Source organism: Sporosarcina sp. PTS2304 (assembly GCF_003351785.1).
In the GTDB taxonomy this organism is placed as follows: domain Bacteria; phylum Bacillota; class Bacilli; order Bacillales_A; family Planococcaceae; genus Sporosarcina.
Map to the genome: position 1 here is coordinate 1,718,354 of NZ_CP031230.1, position 16,099 is coordinate 1,734,452.

18 protein-coding genes and 1 riboswitch are annotated in these 16,099 nt (G+C 43.3%); of the genes, 1 reads left to right on the forward strand and 17 read right to left on the reverse strand.

Annotation, left to right across the window (positions count from 1 at the left end; all coding sequences use genetic code 11):
• Positions 1-15: 15 nt before the first annotated feature.
• From sufU to DV702_RS08245, 8 genes are all read right to left on the reverse strand, one after another.
• Positions 16-453, reverse strand: coding sequence for a Fe-S cluster assembly sulfur transfer protein SufU (gene sufU, locus DV702_RS08210; RefSeq protein ID WP_114924321.1), 438 nt, complete (start codon positions 451-453; stop codon positions 16-18).
• Positions 443-1,672, reverse strand: coding sequence for a cysteine desulfurase (locus tag DV702_RS08215; RefSeq protein WP_114924322.1), 1,230 nt, complete (start codon positions 1,670-1,672; stop codon positions 443-445). Before DV702_RS08215 ends, sufU begins: the two co-directional genes overlap by 11 nt.
• The gene (gene sufD, locus DV702_RS08220; protein WP_114924323.1) at positions 1,672-2,979 is read right to left on the reverse strand and encodes a Fe-S cluster assembly protein SufD; all 1,308 of its coding nucleotides are present in this window, start codon (positions 2,977-2,979) and stop codon (positions 1,672-1,674) included. The genes DV702_RS08215 and sufD overlap by 1 nt, the downstream gene beginning before the upstream one ends.
• Before the next feature lie 18 nt (positions 2,980-2,997).
• Positions 2,998-3,777, reverse strand: coding sequence for a Fe-S cluster assembly ATPase SufC (gene sufC / locus DV702_RS08225; RefSeq protein WP_114924324.1), 780 nt, complete (start codon positions 3,775-3,777; stop codon positions 2,998-3,000).
• 264 nt (positions 3,778-4,041) lie between these two features.
• Positions 4,042-5,223, reverse strand: a complete 1,182-nt coding sequence (locus DV702_RS08230) for a dicarboxylate/amino acid:cation symporter (RefSeq protein ID WP_114924325.1) — start codon at positions 5,221-5,223, stop codon at positions 4,042-4,044.
• A gap of 266 nt (positions 5,224-5,489) precedes the next feature.
• Positions 5,490-7,085 carry an IS66 family transposase gene (locus DV702_RS08235; protein WP_114925882.1) on the reverse strand — a complete coding sequence of 532 codons (1,596 nt, stop codon included), beginning with the start codon at positions 7,083-7,085 and terminating at the stop codon, positions 5,490-5,492.
• A gap of 60 nt (positions 7,086-7,145) precedes the next feature.
• The gene (gene tnpB / locus DV702_RS08240) at positions 7,146-7,505 is read right to left on the reverse strand and encodes an IS66 family insertion sequence element accessory protein TnpB (RefSeq protein WP_114922868.1); all 360 of its coding nucleotides are present in this window, start codon (positions 7,503-7,505) and stop codon (positions 7,146-7,148) included.
• Positions 7,495-7,842, reverse strand: a complete 348-nt coding sequence (locus DV702_RS08245; protein WP_114922869.1) for an IS66 family insertion sequence element accessory protein TnpA — start codon at positions 7,840-7,842, stop codon at positions 7,495-7,497. The genes tnpB and DV702_RS08245 overlap by 11 nt, the downstream gene beginning before the upstream one ends.
• Before the next feature lie 59 nt (positions 7,843-7,901).
• On the opposite strand from DV702_RS08245, the gene DV702_RS08250 reads away from it, so the two are divergent.
• Positions 7,902-8,156: a hypothetical protein gene (locus DV702_RS08250; RefSeq protein WP_114924326.1), complete on the forward strand. Its 255-nt coding sequence runs from the start codon at positions 7,902-7,904 to the stop codon at positions 8,154-8,156.
• 59 nt (positions 8,157-8,215) lie between these two features.
• Here the strand turns inward: DV702_RS08250 and DV702_RS08255 are convergent, their stop codons facing one another.
• From DV702_RS08255 to DV702_RS08295, 9 genes are all read right to left on the reverse strand, one after another.
• Entirely contained in the window at positions 8,216-9,049 is an 834-nt protein-coding gene (locus tag DV702_RS08255; RefSeq protein WP_114924327.1) for a MetQ/NlpA family ABC transporter substrate-binding protein, read from the reverse strand.
• 66 nt (positions 9,050-9,115) lie between these two features.
• Positions 9,116-9,784 (reverse strand): methionine ABC transporter permease, encoded by a 669-nt coding sequence (locus DV702_RS08260; protein ID WP_114924328.1) that lies wholly within the window; start codon positions 9,782-9,784, stop codon positions 9,116-9,118.
• Complete coding sequence (locus DV702_RS08265; RefSeq protein ID WP_114924329.1) at positions 9,777-10,802, reverse strand: methionine ABC transporter ATP-binding protein; 1,026 nt, start codon at positions 10,800-10,802, stop codon at positions 9,777-9,779. Before DV702_RS08265 ends, DV702_RS08260 begins: the two co-directional genes overlap by 8 nt.
• A 398-nt stretch (positions 10,803-11,200) precedes the next feature.
• A riboswitch (SAM riboswitch) is annotated at positions 11,201-11,306 on the reverse strand.
• Positions 11,307-11,357: 51 nt separating this feature from the next.
• The gene (locus DV702_RS08270; protein WP_114924330.1) at positions 11,358-11,657 is read right to left on the reverse strand and encodes a thioredoxin family protein; all 300 of its coding nucleotides are present in this window, start codon (positions 11,655-11,657) and stop codon (positions 11,358-11,360) included.
• On the reverse strand, positions 11,650-12,003 hold the full coding sequence (locus DV702_RS08275) for a toprim domain-containing protein (protein ID WP_114924331.1): 354 nt from the start codon (positions 12,001-12,003) through the stop codon (positions 11,650-11,652). Before DV702_RS08275 ends, DV702_RS08270 begins: the two co-directional genes overlap by 8 nt.
• 60 nt (positions 12,004-12,063) lie before the next feature.
• The gene (gcvH, locus tag DV702_RS08280; RefSeq protein ID WP_114924332.1) at positions 12,064-12,447 is read right to left on the reverse strand and encodes a glycine cleavage system protein GcvH; all 384 of its coding nucleotides are present in this window, start codon (positions 12,445-12,447) and stop codon (positions 12,064-12,066) included.
• 77 nt (positions 12,448-12,524) lie between these two features.
• Complete coding sequence (locus DV702_RS08285; protein WP_114924333.1) at positions 12,525-12,884, reverse strand: arsenate reductase family protein; 360 nt, start codon at positions 12,882-12,884, stop codon at positions 12,525-12,527.
• 189 nt (positions 12,885-13,073) lie between these two features.
• Positions 13,074-14,846 carry an acyl-CoA dehydrogenase family protein gene (locus DV702_RS08290; RefSeq protein WP_371682740.1) on the reverse strand — a complete coding sequence of 591 codons (1,773 nt, stop codon included), beginning with the start codon at positions 14,844-14,846 and terminating at the stop codon, positions 13,074-13,076.
• A gap of 57 nt (positions 14,847-14,903) precedes the next feature.
• Positions 14,904-16,079, reverse strand: coding sequence for an acetyl-CoA C-acetyltransferase (locus DV702_RS08295; RefSeq protein ID WP_114924334.1), 1,176 nt, complete (start codon positions 16,077-16,079; stop codon positions 14,904-14,906).
• Positions 16,080-16,099: the final 20 nt, after the last annotated feature.

Here is a 16,099-nt window from a genome sequence, read left to right on the forward strand (position 1 = left end):
GTACTATGGCCAAGGTCACTGCGACTCACCAGAGACTCCCTTTTCCATCGCTTTCCAGCTCAATGTAGCACATTTAATGCGGGCAGGGAATTGCGCGACACCCGACAATGCTTCTAAGTCATCGAGTTCAACCGAATCATCCAAATCTTTGCCTAACATCATATCTGAAAACGTATGAGCTAATTTTATTGCATCTTCTGTCTTTTTGCCTTTAATCATTTGCGTCATCATCGAAGCGGACGCCATAGAAATAGAACATCCTTCTCCTTCAAACTTCGCTTCTTTAATCACATTGTCTTCGACGTTCATCGTCAAATGGATCACATCACCGCAAGTAGGGTTATTCATATCAATCGTGATATTTCCACTTTCAAGAATCCCTTTGTTCTTTGGATTTTTATAATGATCCATAATGACTGATCGGTAGAGTTGGTCGAGTTTATTAGTAGACATCGTTAAAATACTCCTTTGTTGTGCGAAGTCCTTCCACGAGGCGGTCTACGTCATCCGTGGTGTTGTATAAATAAAAGCTTGCACGGGCAGTCGCGGAACACTCCAACCATTTCATCAATGGCTGCGCACAATGATGACCTGCGCGTACCGCAATTCCATTCATATCCAATACAGTCGCGACATCGTGCGGGTGAACATCATGTAAGTTAAATGTAACTAGCCCTGCACGTTTCTTCGGATCAGCTGGACCATAAATAGTCAAACCATCGATTTCAGACATTTTTTCCATCGCATAGCCTGCCAACTCATGTTCATGCTGTTCGATTGCATCTAGACCTATTTCTTCTAAGAAATCAATTGCTGCACCAAGGCCGACCGCTCCTGCAATAATAGGTGTCCCGCCTTCAAACTTCCAAGGCAGTTCCTTCCATGTAGACTCATACAAACCGACAAAATCGATCATTTCGCCGCCGAATTCCACAGGTTCCATTGCATTGAGCAAGTCTTTCTTACCGTAGAGGACACCGATACCGGTTGGACCACACATTTTATGTCCGGAAAATGCAAGGAAATCGCAATCTAGTTTCTGTACATCCAGCTTTAAGTGAGGTGCCGCTTGTGCAGCATCTACACACATAATCGCACCATGTTCATGGGCAATTTTTGTGATTTCTTCGATCGGGTTCATCGTGCCTAGTACGTTAGAGACATACATAATCGAAACAATTTTCGTACGATCTGTAATCGTTTCACGTACTTTTTCAAGCGACAATGTGCCGTCTTCTTCTAAATCAATATATTTTAATACAGCGCCCTTTTCTTTAGCCAGCTGTTGCCACGGAATGATATTGGAGTGATGTTCCATATGCGTGATGACAATTTCGTCACCTTCCGCAACGTTGGCACGACCATAGCCTTGAGCGACTGTATTTAATGCAGTTGTTGTACCACGCATGAAAATAATTTCTTGTGTGGATTTAGCATTGATAAATTTACGAACTTTTTCACGTGCGCCCTCATAACTATCTGTCGCACGATTACCGAGCGTGTGCACGCCACGGTGAACGTTAGAGTTATCTAAGCGATAATAGTGATCTAGCGCTTCAATCACTTGGACAGGTTTTTGCGATGTCGCGGCACTATCCAAGTACACGAGCGGATGACCATTGATTTCTTGGTCTAATATAGGGAAATGATTGCGGATGTCTTTACTAAGCATTAGCGCACTTTCCTTTCAATTACCTCCGTCAATTGCTTTCTAACTCCTTCGATCGGCAATTTGCTGACCACTGGTGCTAAAAATCCATGAATAATGAGGCGTTCTGCTTCTTCCTTTGAAATCCCACGGCTCATTATGTAGTACATCTGCATTGGATCTACACGACCTACTGAAGCTGCGTGACCTGCTGTTACATCATCTTCATCAATAAGCAAAATTGGATTCGCATCTCCGCGTCCTCTTTCACTTAACATAAGAATGCGAGACTCTTGAACAGCATTTGAACGAGTCGCTCCTTTAGCGATTCGACCAATTCCGTTAAAGATCGCCGATGAAGATTCTTTCATGACGCCGTGTTTCAAGATGAAAGCGTCTGTATCTAGTCCCCAATGAACGATCTCTGAAGTGAAGTTTTGCTTCTGGCTTCCACGTCCAACGACAACTGTTTTCATATCACTTGATGAGCCGTTACCGACTAAGTGCGTAATGTTTTCTGAAATTGTATTGCTATCATTCATTAGGCCGAGTGCCCATTCGATGCGCGCATGTGGACCTGCAATTCCACGACGGTTGACATAAGTCGTCAAGCCTTCTGCTAACACATCTACTGCACCGTAGACTACTTTTGCATTGTCATGTGCAAAGACTTCAGACACGATATTCGCTTGTCCTACTCCATGCTCCATTGTTGAAAGATAGTTTTCAACGTATGTGACCGAGCTGTTTTCTTCCGCCACAATCAATACGTGGTTGAATAAAGAAGCTTCTTCATTGTCATGAATGAATAACACTTGCAACGGATCTTCAATGACAACATTTTTCGGAACATAGATAAATACGCCACCGTTGATCATTGCTGCATGGAGAGCAGTCAACTTGTGCTCATCCACCTTCACACCATCTGTCATCAAATATTTCTGCACCAACTCGCTATGTTCGCGAGAAGCCGTGAAAATATCTTTTAAGATGACACCTTGCTCGTGCAGATCTTCTGATAATGAAGTAAAAGCAGGCGTATTATTATGTTGTACGTAAATATTTTCTTGATGCTCTTCATCAATCAATGTGATCGCTTCTGTCGGAAGTTCCGTCAGTGTAGCATAGATTGAACTTTCTACTGTATGTGAAGGGAATTCTGTAAAATTCCAATTCGTAATTTTTGTTTTATCTGGTTTCGGCATTGCAAGTACTTCTGCTTTCGCTAAAGCGTTCGCACGAAAATCTGCCATCCAAGCAGCTTCCTCCACGTTGGCGGAATAAGAGCGGACGTCTTGTTCGGTCAATGCCAATGTTGTTTCAACCGTCATTTTGAGTCGTCCCCTTTCTTATGCCTCTGCTCCAACCGTCTCATCTTCAATTCCAAGTTCATCTTTAATCCAGTCATATCCTTCAGCTTCGAGTTTTGCTGCCAATTCAGCATCGCCGGATTTAACGATTTTACCTTGCATAATGATGTGTACATGGTCAGGTGTAATATAGTTCAACAAACGCTGGTAGTGCGTAATGATAATGCAGCCGAAATCTTCTCCGCGCATTTCGTTGATTCCGTTAGAAACCACTTTCAATGCGTCAATATCTAGCCCAGAGTCAATTTCATCCAGCACTGCAAACTTCGGTTTTAACATCATCAACTGGAGGATTTCGTTACGCTTTTTCTCTCCACCTGAGAAGCCTTCGTTCAAGTAGCGAGTTGCCATATCTTCATCCATTTCCAGGAATTCCATTTTGCTGTCTAGTTCACGAATGAATTTCATTAATGAAATCTCATCGCCTTCTTCACGACGTGCATTCATGCCAGAACGAAGGAAGTCAGCATTTGTTACGCCTGTAATTTCGCTTGGATATTGCATCGCTAGGAATAGACCCGCTTTTGCACGCTCGTCTACTTCCATCGCTAGAACGTCTTCTCCATCGATTGTGATAGATCCAGATGTAACTTCATATTTAGGGTGTCCCATAATTGCAGAAGCAAGAGTGGATTTCCCCGTACCATTTGGTCCCATAATTGCATGGACCTCATTTGTGTTAATTGTTAAAGATAAACCTTTTAAGATTTCTTTGCCCTCGATTTGGACATGAAGATCTTTAATTTCCAAAGTTGCCATTCCAATACCTCCAGTATGATCGCGTTGAATGGTTAGCCATTCTCTATTTAGTATCATTCTAATCTTAACCCATATTTGAATCGGTTGCAAATCATTAAGAATCATTTTAAATCAAGAGCGTATTCATTGATTTAACAGGACTTCTAGCTATTTTCACTAGAACTGTTTTCATTTGACTAGATTCGAATGAGAATCAATAGAAAGCCAGTACATAAGAATCAGACAGCAAAAAAGCCGACTACGAGTGTCGACTTTTCTAGTAAACTATACTTTTTTCGTAAAACGATCCACAATCATCGCCAGTGCACCGTCGCCCGTTACGTTGGTTGCTGTACCAAAACTATCTTGAGCTAAATACAACGCGATCATTAACGCAACCATCGCATCTGAGAAGCCAAGCATAGTTGTCAGCAGCCCCGTTGCCGCGACTACTGCACCGCCTGGAACTCCTGGTGCCGCAATCATTGTCACGCCTAACATGAAGATGAATTGCAAATAACTGCCGAAACTAATATCGAAACCATTCATTAGCATCACGCCGATAGAACAAGAAACGATTGTAATCGTACTACCCGACAAGTGAATAGTTGCAAATAAAGGAATTGCAAAATTTGTGACCCGTTCCGATGCGCCCGTCTTTTTCGCCTGACGAAGTGTAACGGGAATTGTCGCAGCTGACGATTGCGTTCCGATTGCAGTCAAATACGCAGGTAACATCGTCTTCATCAGCCTAAGTGGATTCTTTTTATTCAACGTACCTGCCACGGTATATTGGAATGTCAACATAATTAAATGAAGCGCAATGATCATAACGAATACTAGAATAAATACAGACAATACATTCACTACTTCTCCTGTATATGTCATATTCAAGAAAATACCAAAAATATGAAACGGCAATAGTGGAATAATAACGACCGAAATCACTTTATCGATAATCAGATTAAATTCATCGAAAAATGACAACATCGTCTTGCCTTTAATCGCTGCCATTCCAATTCCGAGTACAAATGCTAGTAGCAATGCAGTCATAATACCCATCATCGGATCCATATCCACTTGGAAGAACGCCTTACCAGCTTCGCGTGCGCCTTCTGCAATTTCCGTGTCTGTTGATTGGTGAATAAAGTTCGGCAAAATCGTAGTGGCCGCAACAAATGCGAGTAATCCTGCAATAATCGTGGAACCATACGCAAACAACGCAGACATTCCAAGCAATTTACCAGATCCCGCACCGAGTTTCGCAATACTTGGCGCAATGAATGCCACAATGATCAACGGCACGATAAAATTCAAGAAACCACCGAATAACATATTAAACGTCGCTGCTAACCGAACGAAGCGATGGGCGAATCCTTCATGAATTGCCGGCAACAGCATACCTAACCCAATCGCTAGCGCAATGGCGATTAAAATCCTCCAAATGAGTCCTAATTTAAATTTCACAATACGTCCTCCTCAAATACACATCTGTCTAACTGAAGCAAATTAACTTTATCACAAGTTGATAAATTAGAGAAGATGTTCGGGGAATTTGTAATTATCGGACTTTTTAGGAGCGCGAGAGTGTGTTCTATGAGCGCGGTGATACTTACTATGAGCGGATGCGTGGTTTCTATGAGCGGAACGACACTCGCTATGTAAGCGTCAAAAGAACCACACCTTCAGATGAGATGTGGTTCTCTTTATACTAGATAAGTATATATGTTGATTTATATTCCTTCTTTACCTTGATAACACTGTTCAGGCAAAGTGGAAGACCAAGGCATCAGTTGTTCCAACTGTTCGTCATCTGCCAGATCTAAGTTAGGCAGCTTTTCAAGAAGATACGTTAAATAGTGAGGGATATGCAGCTGATTTTCTTTCGCAGTTACGATCAGGCTGTACATTCTTGCGCTCGCTGTTGCGCCTCTAGGTGTGACCGAGAAGAGCCAGTTCTTTCGGCCGATCACAAACGGCTTGATGCTTCGTTCGGCACGGTTATTATCTATCTCCAGATAACCATCTAGAAATGGCTGCCTCAATTTCTTTTCCTGATTGACGGCATATGTTAGCGCCTCACCAAGCTTGCTTTTCGGCAGTACATCTATTCGGACAGTTTTTACCCAGGCGAAAAAAGCCTCCACTAGGGGCTCAATTTTTTTCTTGCGTACCTCAAGCCGTTCGGAAGGAGTAAGCTCCTTTATTTCTGATTCCGCTCCATAAATCTTGCCGATTTGGTTGACTGCTTCCTCTGTCAGCGTACGCCGCCTCTTCGATTTTTTCGGAATGGCGCGCAGGGCTTCATCAAATTTTCGGCGCAAATGTGCCCAACAGCCTGATAGCCGTACACTTTGCAGGCTTTCATAAGCTTTATAACCATCTACATGAAGCGTACCGGCATAGCCTTCCAGAAATTGTTTCGGGTATTCCGATCCCCGACCAGGCTGGTAGTCATACACCACGCAAGGGACATCAAACTTCCCGGTACGGTACAGCCACATATAGGAAGTGGTAGAGGGACTGCGTCCTTTTTCACGCAAGACCTGCACACTGGTTTCGTCTGCATGAAGGTAGTCGGCTGACAAAATACGCTGTCGCATATTCTCATAGAGCGGTTCAAACCACCGATCGGACACATTCATTAACCAATTGGAGAGGGTCTGCCTTGAAAGCGGCGCGCCTGCCTGTCGAAAAACTTCCTCTAACCGATAGAGCGGCATGCCGAACAAGTATTTTTGAGTAATCAAAAATGACAGGATCGAGGGCGAGGCCATACTTTTTGGCAATACCGGATTGGGCATTGGTGCCTGAACAATCGGTGTCTGGATGCCTTCTTGATCGCAATGCCTGCAGGCATAGACTTCCCGTTCGTGTTCGACGACTTTCACTTGTGCTGGGATAACCACGAGTTCGCGGCGAACTTCTTTTTTCATGACATGCATTGGGTGACCGCAATCTAAACAAGCCTGCTCCTCTGGGGGCAAGCTGTATGTCACACTCTCCACCGGCAGATCGGCAGAGAAAGTCGTGCGTGTTTCCCGTGGAGTTTTTTTCGCAGGTGAAGATCCCGAAATCACCTCTTCAGGTTCTGAAGATGGTTCAGCAGAAGCATCTAGCAGTGCTTCTGCTTCATTAAACAATTCCATCTCCATCTGGCCTTTCGGTGCCTTTTCGCTGGAGCGTCCAAATTCCTTACTTTTTTTCAAACGAAACTGCTCCTCGTACCAAGACACCAAAGCGGACAATCTCGCGACTTCTTGTTCCAACACAGTTACACGGTCATTCTGTTCAGTTGTATGGGATGAGATCTTCTGATTAGTTTTCATAAAAGTAAAATTCGCCAAAAGCTGACAAAGTCCTTCTGCTTTTTAAAAAAACTTTGTGATTTATACGATTTTGTTTCCCAGTATACGGGGGAAGACTTTTCCTTCTTCAATAGTCAATCCATCGAGCATCCATTGAAGCTGGCGCGGGCTGATAGACGTGGTTTCTTCTTCTTGGCCGTCAGGCCAGTGAAAGCGGCCAGTTTCCAGTCGCCGGTAGTACAACCAGAAGCCATTGTAGTCCCAGTGTAGGATTTTTAAACGGTCGCGATCCCGGTTACAAAAGATAAATAAATTGGAGGAACACGGATTTGCCTGAAAGGTTTCCTGCACCTTCGCAGACAGACCATCAATGGACAGCCGCATATCCGTTGCGCCATGTGCCAGATAAATCCCCTGAATACCTTCCAGATTAATTCGCATCAGCCAACACCTCCAGTAACTCTTGTACCAGTTCGCGGTCGAAGCCGCTGCTGATCACCAATTTGTAGTCCCGATAATGAAGATCTACTGTGGAAGAAGGGAGGGCGACCGCAACAGATGACCAAGTGGTTTTGGATTCCAAAAATTCTCCTTTGCGTGTATCCTCCGGAGAGAGCCGCCTCCGTGCTTTTGCGAATTGATCATAGGAGAAATCGCTTTGTCTTCTGACCCACTCGGCCATATTTTCTCCACTTCGTCGCCACTCTTCGATGATTTCTGTCCATTCCAAATCGGTTTTACTGTGCTCAGCCAAGGGCTGAAGGGTTGATTCATTCATTTCTCTACTTCCTTTCCAATAAGCTAGTCATAGTTTCTCATTAAAAGAGGAAGAGAGGAATGTGTCCTTCTTTTGACGCTTACCTCGCTATGAGCGGATGCGCGGTTTCTATGAGCGGAACGACACTCGCTATGAGCGGACGCGCGGTTTCTATGAGCGCAGTGACACGTTCTATGAGCGCAACGACACGTTCTATGAGCGCGGCGACACGTTCTATGAGCGCAACGACACGTTCTATGAGCGGAACAACACGTTCTATGAGCGCGGCGACACGTTCTATGAGCGCAGCAACACGTTCTATGAGAGCCAGCTAGATACCTTCAAAAACCTCGATAAAAAACCGATAGCTACAATAGCTACCGGTCGTTACATCTTATTTTACTGGAACAACCGCTCCAGGCCATTCTTCCTCAATGAAATCTTGAATCTCTTTGGAAGTTAATACTTCGACTAACGTTGTAATTGCATCGCTAGTTTCATTGCCTTTCTTCACAGCTATTACATTGAGATATGGAGATTCTTGATTTTCCAATGCGATAGATTCTTCTTTTGGATTCAACCCAGCATCAATCGCGAAGTTAGAGTTGATCAATAACGCATCGCCTTCATCGTTATTATACAGTTGAGGCATTAATGCTGCTTCATAATTCGCATCAAACTTCAAGTTCTTAGGGTTTTCTACGATATCTGACACTTCAGCCTTCACTTTTTCCACACCATCTGCCAGCTTGATCAGCCCTTTTTCTTCCAGCATCGCAAGTACCCGACCGTGATCTGCTACAGAGTTACTAATTAAAATCGTCGCACCTTCTGGTAATTCTTCCAATGAATCATATTTCTTAGAATACACACCGATTGGCTCAATGTGAATTGCGCCCGCATTGACAAAATCATAACCAAAATCGGCAATTTGACTTTCTAAGTACGGAATATGTTGGAAGTAGTTTGCATCCAATGCGCCCTCGTCTAAATCTTTATTTGGTAATACGTAATCTGTGTAACTTTCAATTTTCAAATCAATGCCTTTTTCAGCTAATAAAGGCTTCGCTTGTTCTAAAATAACTGCGTGTGGCGTGTTTGAAGCACCTACTGTTAACGTTGTTTTCTCATCCGCGCCTTCGTCCTTTGTGTTATCGTCTTTCGTTCCGCACGCTGCAAGTGCTAGCACAAGAACTGCTGCGAATAAACTAAATAAAAATTTCTTCATGTTCACATTTCTCCCTTTTCCATGATGGAATCTTTTTATGGTTAACAGGTTTCCCTGAAAATCCTATTATCGCTTGTCCAAACGTCTTACGAGTAAATCTCCAATGAACTGAATGATAAATACGATAAGTAACACTAAGATTGTCGCCATCATCGTAACATCTTCACGACTGCGTTGGAACCCCTCAAGGTACGCGAGCGTTCCGAGTCCACCGGCGCCGATCACTCCTGCCATTGCCGTATAGCCGACAAGCGCAATAGAAGTAACGGTAATCCCTGACACTAATGCCGGCATTGATTCAGGTAATAATACTTTAAAGATAATCGTGGATGTACGCGCTCCCATCGACCGAGCTGCCTCAATTACACCTTTGTCTATTTCTTGTAACGCAATCAACACCATACGTCCGTAAAATGGAGCAGCACCTATAATTAATGCAGGCAACGCAGCGTTTGGTCCACGCATGCTATCGAACATAAGTTTAGTCAGAGGAATCAATAAAATGATTAAAATGATAAACGGGATCGATCTAAATATATTTACAAATGCTCCTGTTATGACATTCGTTAGTTTATTTGCCCATAATTGGCCTGGACTTGTTAAAAATAGCAGCAAACCGAGTGCGATACCAAAAACAAATGTAAAAAATGTTGAATAAGCTGACATGTAAAGCGTTTCACCTGTTGCGATCCACATCTTTTCCCAATTTACGTTCGGGAACCATTGCTCAATCATTCATTAGCACCTCCGTCTTTACTTCATTGGCATGTAAAAACGAAATAGCTTCGTCAATGACTGCTGAATCTCCTACTAATTGCAAGACTAGTGTGCCGTATGCTCCATCGCGCGTAGTCGAAATATTCCCTTGCACTATATTGACATCAATCGGGAACTTACGAATTAACTCAGCTAACACGGGCTGCTCGGTACGCTCGCCGATAAATGCTAATTTAACTAATTTCCCTTGCGGAGATTCTTCCTGTAAATGTGCCATAGCAGCGTCCGTGTCTGCTGTATCCGTCACTTGCGAGATAAAACGTTTAGTAATATCTGCTTGTGGCGACTGAAACACATCGAGTACGTTGCCCATTTCTACTACTTTCCCTACTTCCATTACTGCTACACGGTGACAAATTTTGCGGATTACATGCATTTCATGTGTAATGAGTACAATCGTTAGACCTAAACGTTCATTAATGTCTGTTAATAAATCCAATATGGCATTCGTTGTCTCGGGATCAAGTGCCGAAGTCGCTTCATCGCACAGTAAAACTTCAGGATCATTTGCAAGTGCACGTGCAATACCAACACGCTGTTTCTGTCCGCCTGATAATTGTGCTGGATAGGCTTTTTCACGACCTGTTAAGCCAACAAGATCAATCAATTCTTTCACTTTACGTTTGCGTTCGGACTTTTTCACGCCAGCAATTTCAAGTGGGAAAGCGATATTATCTTCTACAGTTCGCGACCATAGTAAATTAAAGTGCTGGAAAATCATGCTGATCTTCTGACGAGCATTTCGCAGACTTGTACCTGAAAGTGTTGTCATTTCTTGCCCGTGAATTATAATACTGCCAGAAGTCGGTTGTTCCAGACCATTTAGCAATCGGATCAAGGTACTTTTCCCTGCTCCACTATAGCCGATGATGCCGAAAATTTCTCCTTCTTGGATGGTCATTGTTACGTCATCGACTGCAACAATTTCTGAACGGTTCAATTGGAATCTTTTATGAACGTTTGTTAGTTGAATCATTTTCTGCACCGCCCTATTCAATCTATTTCTTTGTAATTGTATTTCCTTTAGTGCCTGTCGAGCCTTGACGGCGCATTTCGCTTTTGGTTCATCTAGCTGTATGCGCCAGGCTCTCGGGTCGTTTCAGACTTTACAAAAAGGCAAATGGCGCCTTTGTTGAAAGTCTTCCAACGCCTGTCGAGCCTTGATGGCGCATTTCGCTTTTGGTTCATCTAGCTGTATGCGCCAGGCTCTCGGGTCACTTCGATCTTTTCGAAAAGGTGCAAACGACGCACCTGTTCGATAAGTTCTCCAGTGCCTGTCGAGCCTTGATGGCGCATTTCGCTTTTGGAATAAAAAGACCTTTCTGCAGGCGAGCAGAAAGGTCTAACGTATCAAATAGTATGTACGCTCCATTTCTCTCATCTGTCAAAGCGAATTGCTCTGAGTGAATTGGCACCACTTCACGTATGTGATGGTTGCCGGGCTTCGTAGGGCACTTCCCTCCACCGCTCGTTATAAGAGTTTCGATATTCAATTGATTGTACTACTTATACCACACTTCTAATTCTAGTGTCAACTGAGTTTCTCGAGTAAATAAGGAACGGATTGAAAGGCGTATATTTTCTCTGTCGGTTGTCCTTTGCGATGAACAATCAAACAGGGGACGCTTTCGATTTCATATTCTACAGCTACCTCTTGAACATAATTAAGATCTGCTTTGCCAACGGGTAAATCAGGACGCATCGCTTCGATTACGGTTAACATTTTAGAGGCAACAGCACATGTTCCACACATGGGTGTGTACAAATAAAAAGCGGCGAGTGGTTCTGCAGCCTGTTCACGTTTCCACATTTCATTTGTCCAATTATTCATTCGTTCCACCTGCCAAATATTTAGAATGTACTTTGAAATTAGCGGCGACTAGTACATTGGCCAATACTTTGTTTGGAGTCGTTTCCACTTCACGGTAGAGACGATCTGTATATAAATGCGTTGCTTCGGGATAAAGCTGTTTGAATAATTTACGGATGGATTCCCCTGAATTATCTGCATCCATGAAAACAAAAAGGTCATAGTTCTCATAAGGATCCAGTAATTCTTCGATATGATAGGAGCTGATCGTTCCATTCGTGCAAATGATTTCAACTGGCTCCGCTAATAAAGGTAGCAATCGTTTACGATCGGAACCACCTTCCACAATGAGTACTTTCGGATCCATCCAGTTTCCTCCTACAGTATAAAAAAAGCGCTGAATCGTTCCAGCGCTTTTCTGATTTTCTTATTCGCCAGCTGTCATTTCTTCGTATTGCTCTGCTGTCATCAATGCATCTAGCTCAGCTTTGTCTTCGATTTCCACAACGACCATCCAAGCACCTTCGTACGGAGATTCGTTTACAAGCTCTGGACTGTCTTCAAGCTCTTCGTTCACTTCTACTACTTTACCTGTTAATGGAGCGTACAATTCAGAAACAGTTTTTACTGATTCAACGCTACCGAAAGGCTCGTCTGATTTCAATTGATCGCCTACTTGCGGCAATTCAACGAATACAATATCCCCTAGTTCAGACTGTGCGAAATGTGTGATGCCGATACGGTATTTACCGTCTTCCTCTTTTACCCATTCGTGCTCTTCTGAATAACGCAATTCTTTTGGTGTGCTCATGTCTTTACCTCCAAAAATATAATAGTTTGTCTATAGTTAGTTTGCCATAGTTCCTACTGAAAGACAAGAATCTATGTTCACTTCTGCCATGTTTCTGAAAATGTTCCTTCATTAAATCCTACAGTAACCTTTTGACCATCCGAAACGATAGGGCGTTTAATGAGCATTCCATCAGATGCGAGCAGTGCGATTTTTTCTTCGTCTGTCATAGTAGGTAGCTTATCCTTTAATTGGAGTTCTCGATATTTCATGCCGCTTGTGTTAAAAAACTTTTTCATTTCAAGTCCCGAATGATCAATGAGTGTGCGCAAAGTATTTTCACTTGGAGGTTGTTCCGCTATATTCACTTCTTCAAATGAAAAACCTTCATTCTCCAGCCACTTCTTTGCTTTACGGCAAGTGCCGCATTTTGGATAGCCGTAATATGTAATTGTCATAATGGTCAGTCCCCCTTTTTTTCAGTATAGCAAATAACTGAATTCCGTGGTAACTTTGTGAGCTTGCAATAAGTGTGGTGCGATGTCTATGAGCGCACGGACGTGATCTATGAGCGGAACGAACATGTCTATGAGCGGAACAAACAAAAAACGCCTCACAAAAAGAGGCGCTTTTCCAATCTGTCTACATTACACGATGTACTTTTCAGCTTCAATCAATTTCTCGGCTGCTTCGCGCTTTTTCGCGATGAGATTGTATGGGTTATTGCGAGTAAGTTTACGCAACGCGGAGATCATCATGCGCTGGTTGTCGCCGTCTACAGAAGCTAATAGTGTTTCTTTTGCTGCTGCTTCGATACGTCCGAACGCTTCTTGACAGAAAATTTGAGTGTACAATAGTTTTTGGTTTTCTTTTTCTTCACCATTTTTCAAAATAGCTTTCTCTGTACGTAGCAAAGCAGATTCCATTCCAAAAATATCGTTTGCGATATCTGCGATGTTGACTAAAATTTCTTGCTCTTGATCCAGCTTTGTACCGTAACGTTGCGCTGCAAGGCCCGCCACTAAGATACCGATCTTTTTCGCATTTTTCACAAGTACTTTCTCTTGGGCTAGTGCTTCATCACTTACTTCTTCAGGCATGAGCATCAGCAATTCTTCTTGCAATGCTTGTGCTTGCTGAAGTAACGGCAACTCGCCTTTCATTGCTTTTTTAAGGAATGTACCCGGTACGATCATGCGGTTAATTTCATTCGTCCCTTCGAAAATACGGTTAATTCGTGAGTCACGGTAAATTCTTTCTACTTCGTATTCTGCCATGAAGCCATATCCTCCATGGATTTGAACAGCTTCATCTGAAATATAATCTAATACTTCAGAACCTACTACTTTGTTGATAGAACATTCTATAGCGTATTCCGCGATGGAAGCTGCTACTTTTGCGCCGTCTTTTTGCTCTTCAGTACTCATAGCTGCATTGCGTTCTTCAAAATAACCGACCGTACGATAAATCAGACTCTCAGTTGCGTATAACATAGAAGCCATCGTACCGAATTTTTCTTTCGTTAGATTGAATGAAGAAATCGGCGTATCGAACTGTTTACGTTGATTCGCATATTTGATAGCTAATTCCAGCGCTCGTTTGGATCCACCTACTGTTCCGACACCTAACTTGTAGCGACCGATATTCAAAATGTTAAATGCAATAATATGACCTCGGCCAATTTCACCTAACAAGTTTTCAACCGGTACTTCAGCATCTTCTAAAATTAATGTGCGCGTAGATGATGATTTAATCCCCATTTTCTTCTCTTCAGGACCTACTGAAACTCCCGGGAAGTCACGCTCGACGATGAACGCTGTGAACTTATCTCCATCCACTTTCGCATACACGACGAAGACATCCGCAAATGCTGAGTTCGTAATCCATTGCTTTTCACCGTTTAGTACATAATGTGTACCTTTTTCATTCAGTTTCGCAGTTGTTTTCGCACCTAATGCATCTGAACCTGAACTTGGCTCTGTCAAAGCATAAGCTGAAATTTTCGCGCCACTTGCAGAGTTTGGTAAATACTTCATCTTTTGCTCATGGTTTCCGAATAATACGATTGGTAATGTACCTATCCCGACGTGTGCACCGTGCGTAATAGAAAAGCCACCTGCTACAGACAATTTTTCTGCAATTAATGCGGATGAAATTTTATCTAGACCAAGTCCTTCATATTCTTCCGGAACATCAGCCGCCAGCAATCCCAGATCTCCAGCTTTCTTTAATAAAGTGACCGAGTGTTCAAATTCATGGTTCTCCAACTTTTCGATTAACGGTGTCACATCATTTTTAACGTACTCTTCCGTTGTTTTAGCGATCATTTTCTGCTCATCTGTAAAATCCTCTGGTGTAAATACGCGTGTCGCGTCAAGATCCTCTGTTAAAAATGCTCCACCTTTTACGAATTCTGTCATAGTCTTTCCCTCCATAGCGTTAGTCATATCATTTCCCCCAGTTCCATATGTTTTTATTTAGAGAACTTCAAATACCCCTGCTGCACCCATTCCGCCACCGATGCACATCGTCACTACACCAAACTTTTTCCCTTGTCGTTTCAATTCATGAATTAATTTTAATGTCAAAACCGTTCCAGTCGCTCCGAGTGGATGACCTGTCGCAATCGCTCCACCGTTGACATTCACTTTGTCCATATCTAGTCCAAGTTCGCGAATAACGGCAAGTGATTGTGACGCGAATGCTTCATTGAGCTCCCACAGATCAATATCTTCTAGCGATAAACCTGCTAGTTTCAATGCTTTAGGCACCGCTTCAATCGGCCCGATGCCCATGATTTCCGGAGGTACGCCGCCCACCGCAAATGAACGGAATTTTGCTAGCGGTTGTAAACCTCGTTGCGCAGCCACTTCTGAATCCATCACCAGCACTATTCCAGCGCCATCAGATGTTTGGGAGGCATTTCCGGCAGTAACCGATCCTTTCGCCGCAAATGCTGGACGTAATTTTCCAAGCACTTCTGTCGTTGTGCCAGGACGTACCCCTTCATCCATTTCAAATAATAACGTCTTTTCCTGGTATTTGCCTTGCTCATCGACGAAGCGTTTCGTCACTTCAACTGGTACAATTTCCTCTATAAACTTCTCTTCTTTAATTGCGGCTTCTGCGCGTTTATGCGATTCAACTGCGAACGCATCTTGGTCTTCCCGGGAAATTCCATACTTCTGCGCCACTTGTTCCGCTGTATGTCCCATTCCCATGTAATATTCAGGTGCCTCTTCCGCTAGTTTGACATTCGGTCGAATCGTATTGCCCATCATCGGCACCATACTCATCGACTCCACACCACCGGCTAAAATCACTTCGGCATGACCGAGCATAATTCGTTCAGCCGCATATGCGATGGACTGTAGACCGGATGAACAAAAACGGTTAATCGTCACAGCGGGTGTCGTATCAGGTAACCCCGCCAGTGCACCGATATTACGCGCTACGTTCATGCCCTGCTCAGCTTCCGGCATGGCACAACCAATGATTACATCATCAATCGGTCCATCATAATTTCCTGCACGTTTCAATGTTTCCTTTATCGTTAATGCTCCCAGATCATCAGGACGCACCGTCGCTAATGAACCTCTTCCTGCTTTTCCAATCGGTGTTCGAGCACCGGCTACAATTACTGCTTCGCGCATGCTATTTCCTCCTTTATCAT

Coding starts and splice junctions, on each gene's coding strand:
- sufU (WP_114924321.1), bottom strand. CDS start 453: ATGTCTACTAATAAACTCGACCAACTCTACCGATCAGTCATTATGGAT.
- DV702_RS08215 (WP_114924322.1), bottom strand. CDS start 1,672: ATGCTTAGTAAAGACATCCGCAATCATTTCCCTATATTAGACCAAGAA.
- sufD (WP_114924323.1), bottom strand. CDS start 2,979: ATGACGGTTGAAACAACATTGGCATTGACCGAACAAGACGTCCGCTCT.
- sufC (WP_114924324.1), bottom strand. CDS start 3,777: ATGGCAACTTTGGAAATTAAAGATCTTCATGTCCAAATCGAGGGCAAA.
- DV702_RS08235 (WP_114925882.1), bottom strand. CDS start 7,085: ATGAAAACTAATCAGAAGATCTCATCCCATACAACTGAACAGAATGAC.
- tnpB (WP_114922868.1), bottom strand. CDS start 7,505: ATGCGAATTAATCTGGAAGGTATTCAGGGGATTTATCTGGCACATGGC.
- DV702_RS08245 (WP_114922869.1), bottom strand. CDS start 7,842: ATGAATGAATCAACCCTTCAGCCCTTGGCTGAGCACAGTAAAACCGAT.
- DV702_RS08250 (WP_114924326.1), top strand. CDS start 7,902: ATGTGTCCTTCTTTTGACGCTTACCTCGCTATGAGCGGATGCGCGGTT.
- DV702_RS08255 (WP_114924327.1), bottom strand. CDS start 9,049: ATGAAGAAATTTTTATTTAGTTTATTCGCAGCAGTTCTTGTGCTAGCA.
- DV702_RS08260 (WP_114924328.1), bottom strand. CDS start 9,784: ATGATTGAGCAATGGTTCCCGAACGTAAATTGGGAAAAGATGTGGATC.
- DV702_RS08265 (WP_114924329.1), bottom strand. CDS start 10,802: ATGATTCAACTAACAAACGTTCATAAAAGATTCCAATTGAACCGTTCA.
- DV702_RS08270 (WP_114924330.1), bottom strand. CDS start 11,657: ATGAATAATTGGACAAATGAAATGTGGAAACGTGAACAGGCTGCAGAA.
- DV702_RS08275 (WP_114924331.1), bottom strand. CDS start 12,003: ATGGATCCGAAAGTACTCATTGTGGAAGGTGGTTCCGATCGTAAACGA.
- gcvH (WP_114924332.1), bottom strand. CDS start 12,447: ATGAGCACACCAAAAGAATTGCGTTATTCAGAAGAGCACGAATGGGTA.
- DV702_RS08285 (WP_114924333.1), bottom strand. CDS start 12,884: ATGACAATTACATATTACGGCTATCCAAAATGCGGCACTTGCCGTAAA.
- DV702_RS08290 (WP_371682740.1), bottom strand. CDS start 14,846: ATGACAGAATTCGTAAAAGGTGGAGCATTTTTAACAGAGGATCTTGAC.
- DV702_RS08295 (WP_114924334.1), bottom strand. CDS start 16,079: ATGCGCGAAGCAGTAATTGTAGCCGGTGCTCGAACACCGATTGGAAAA.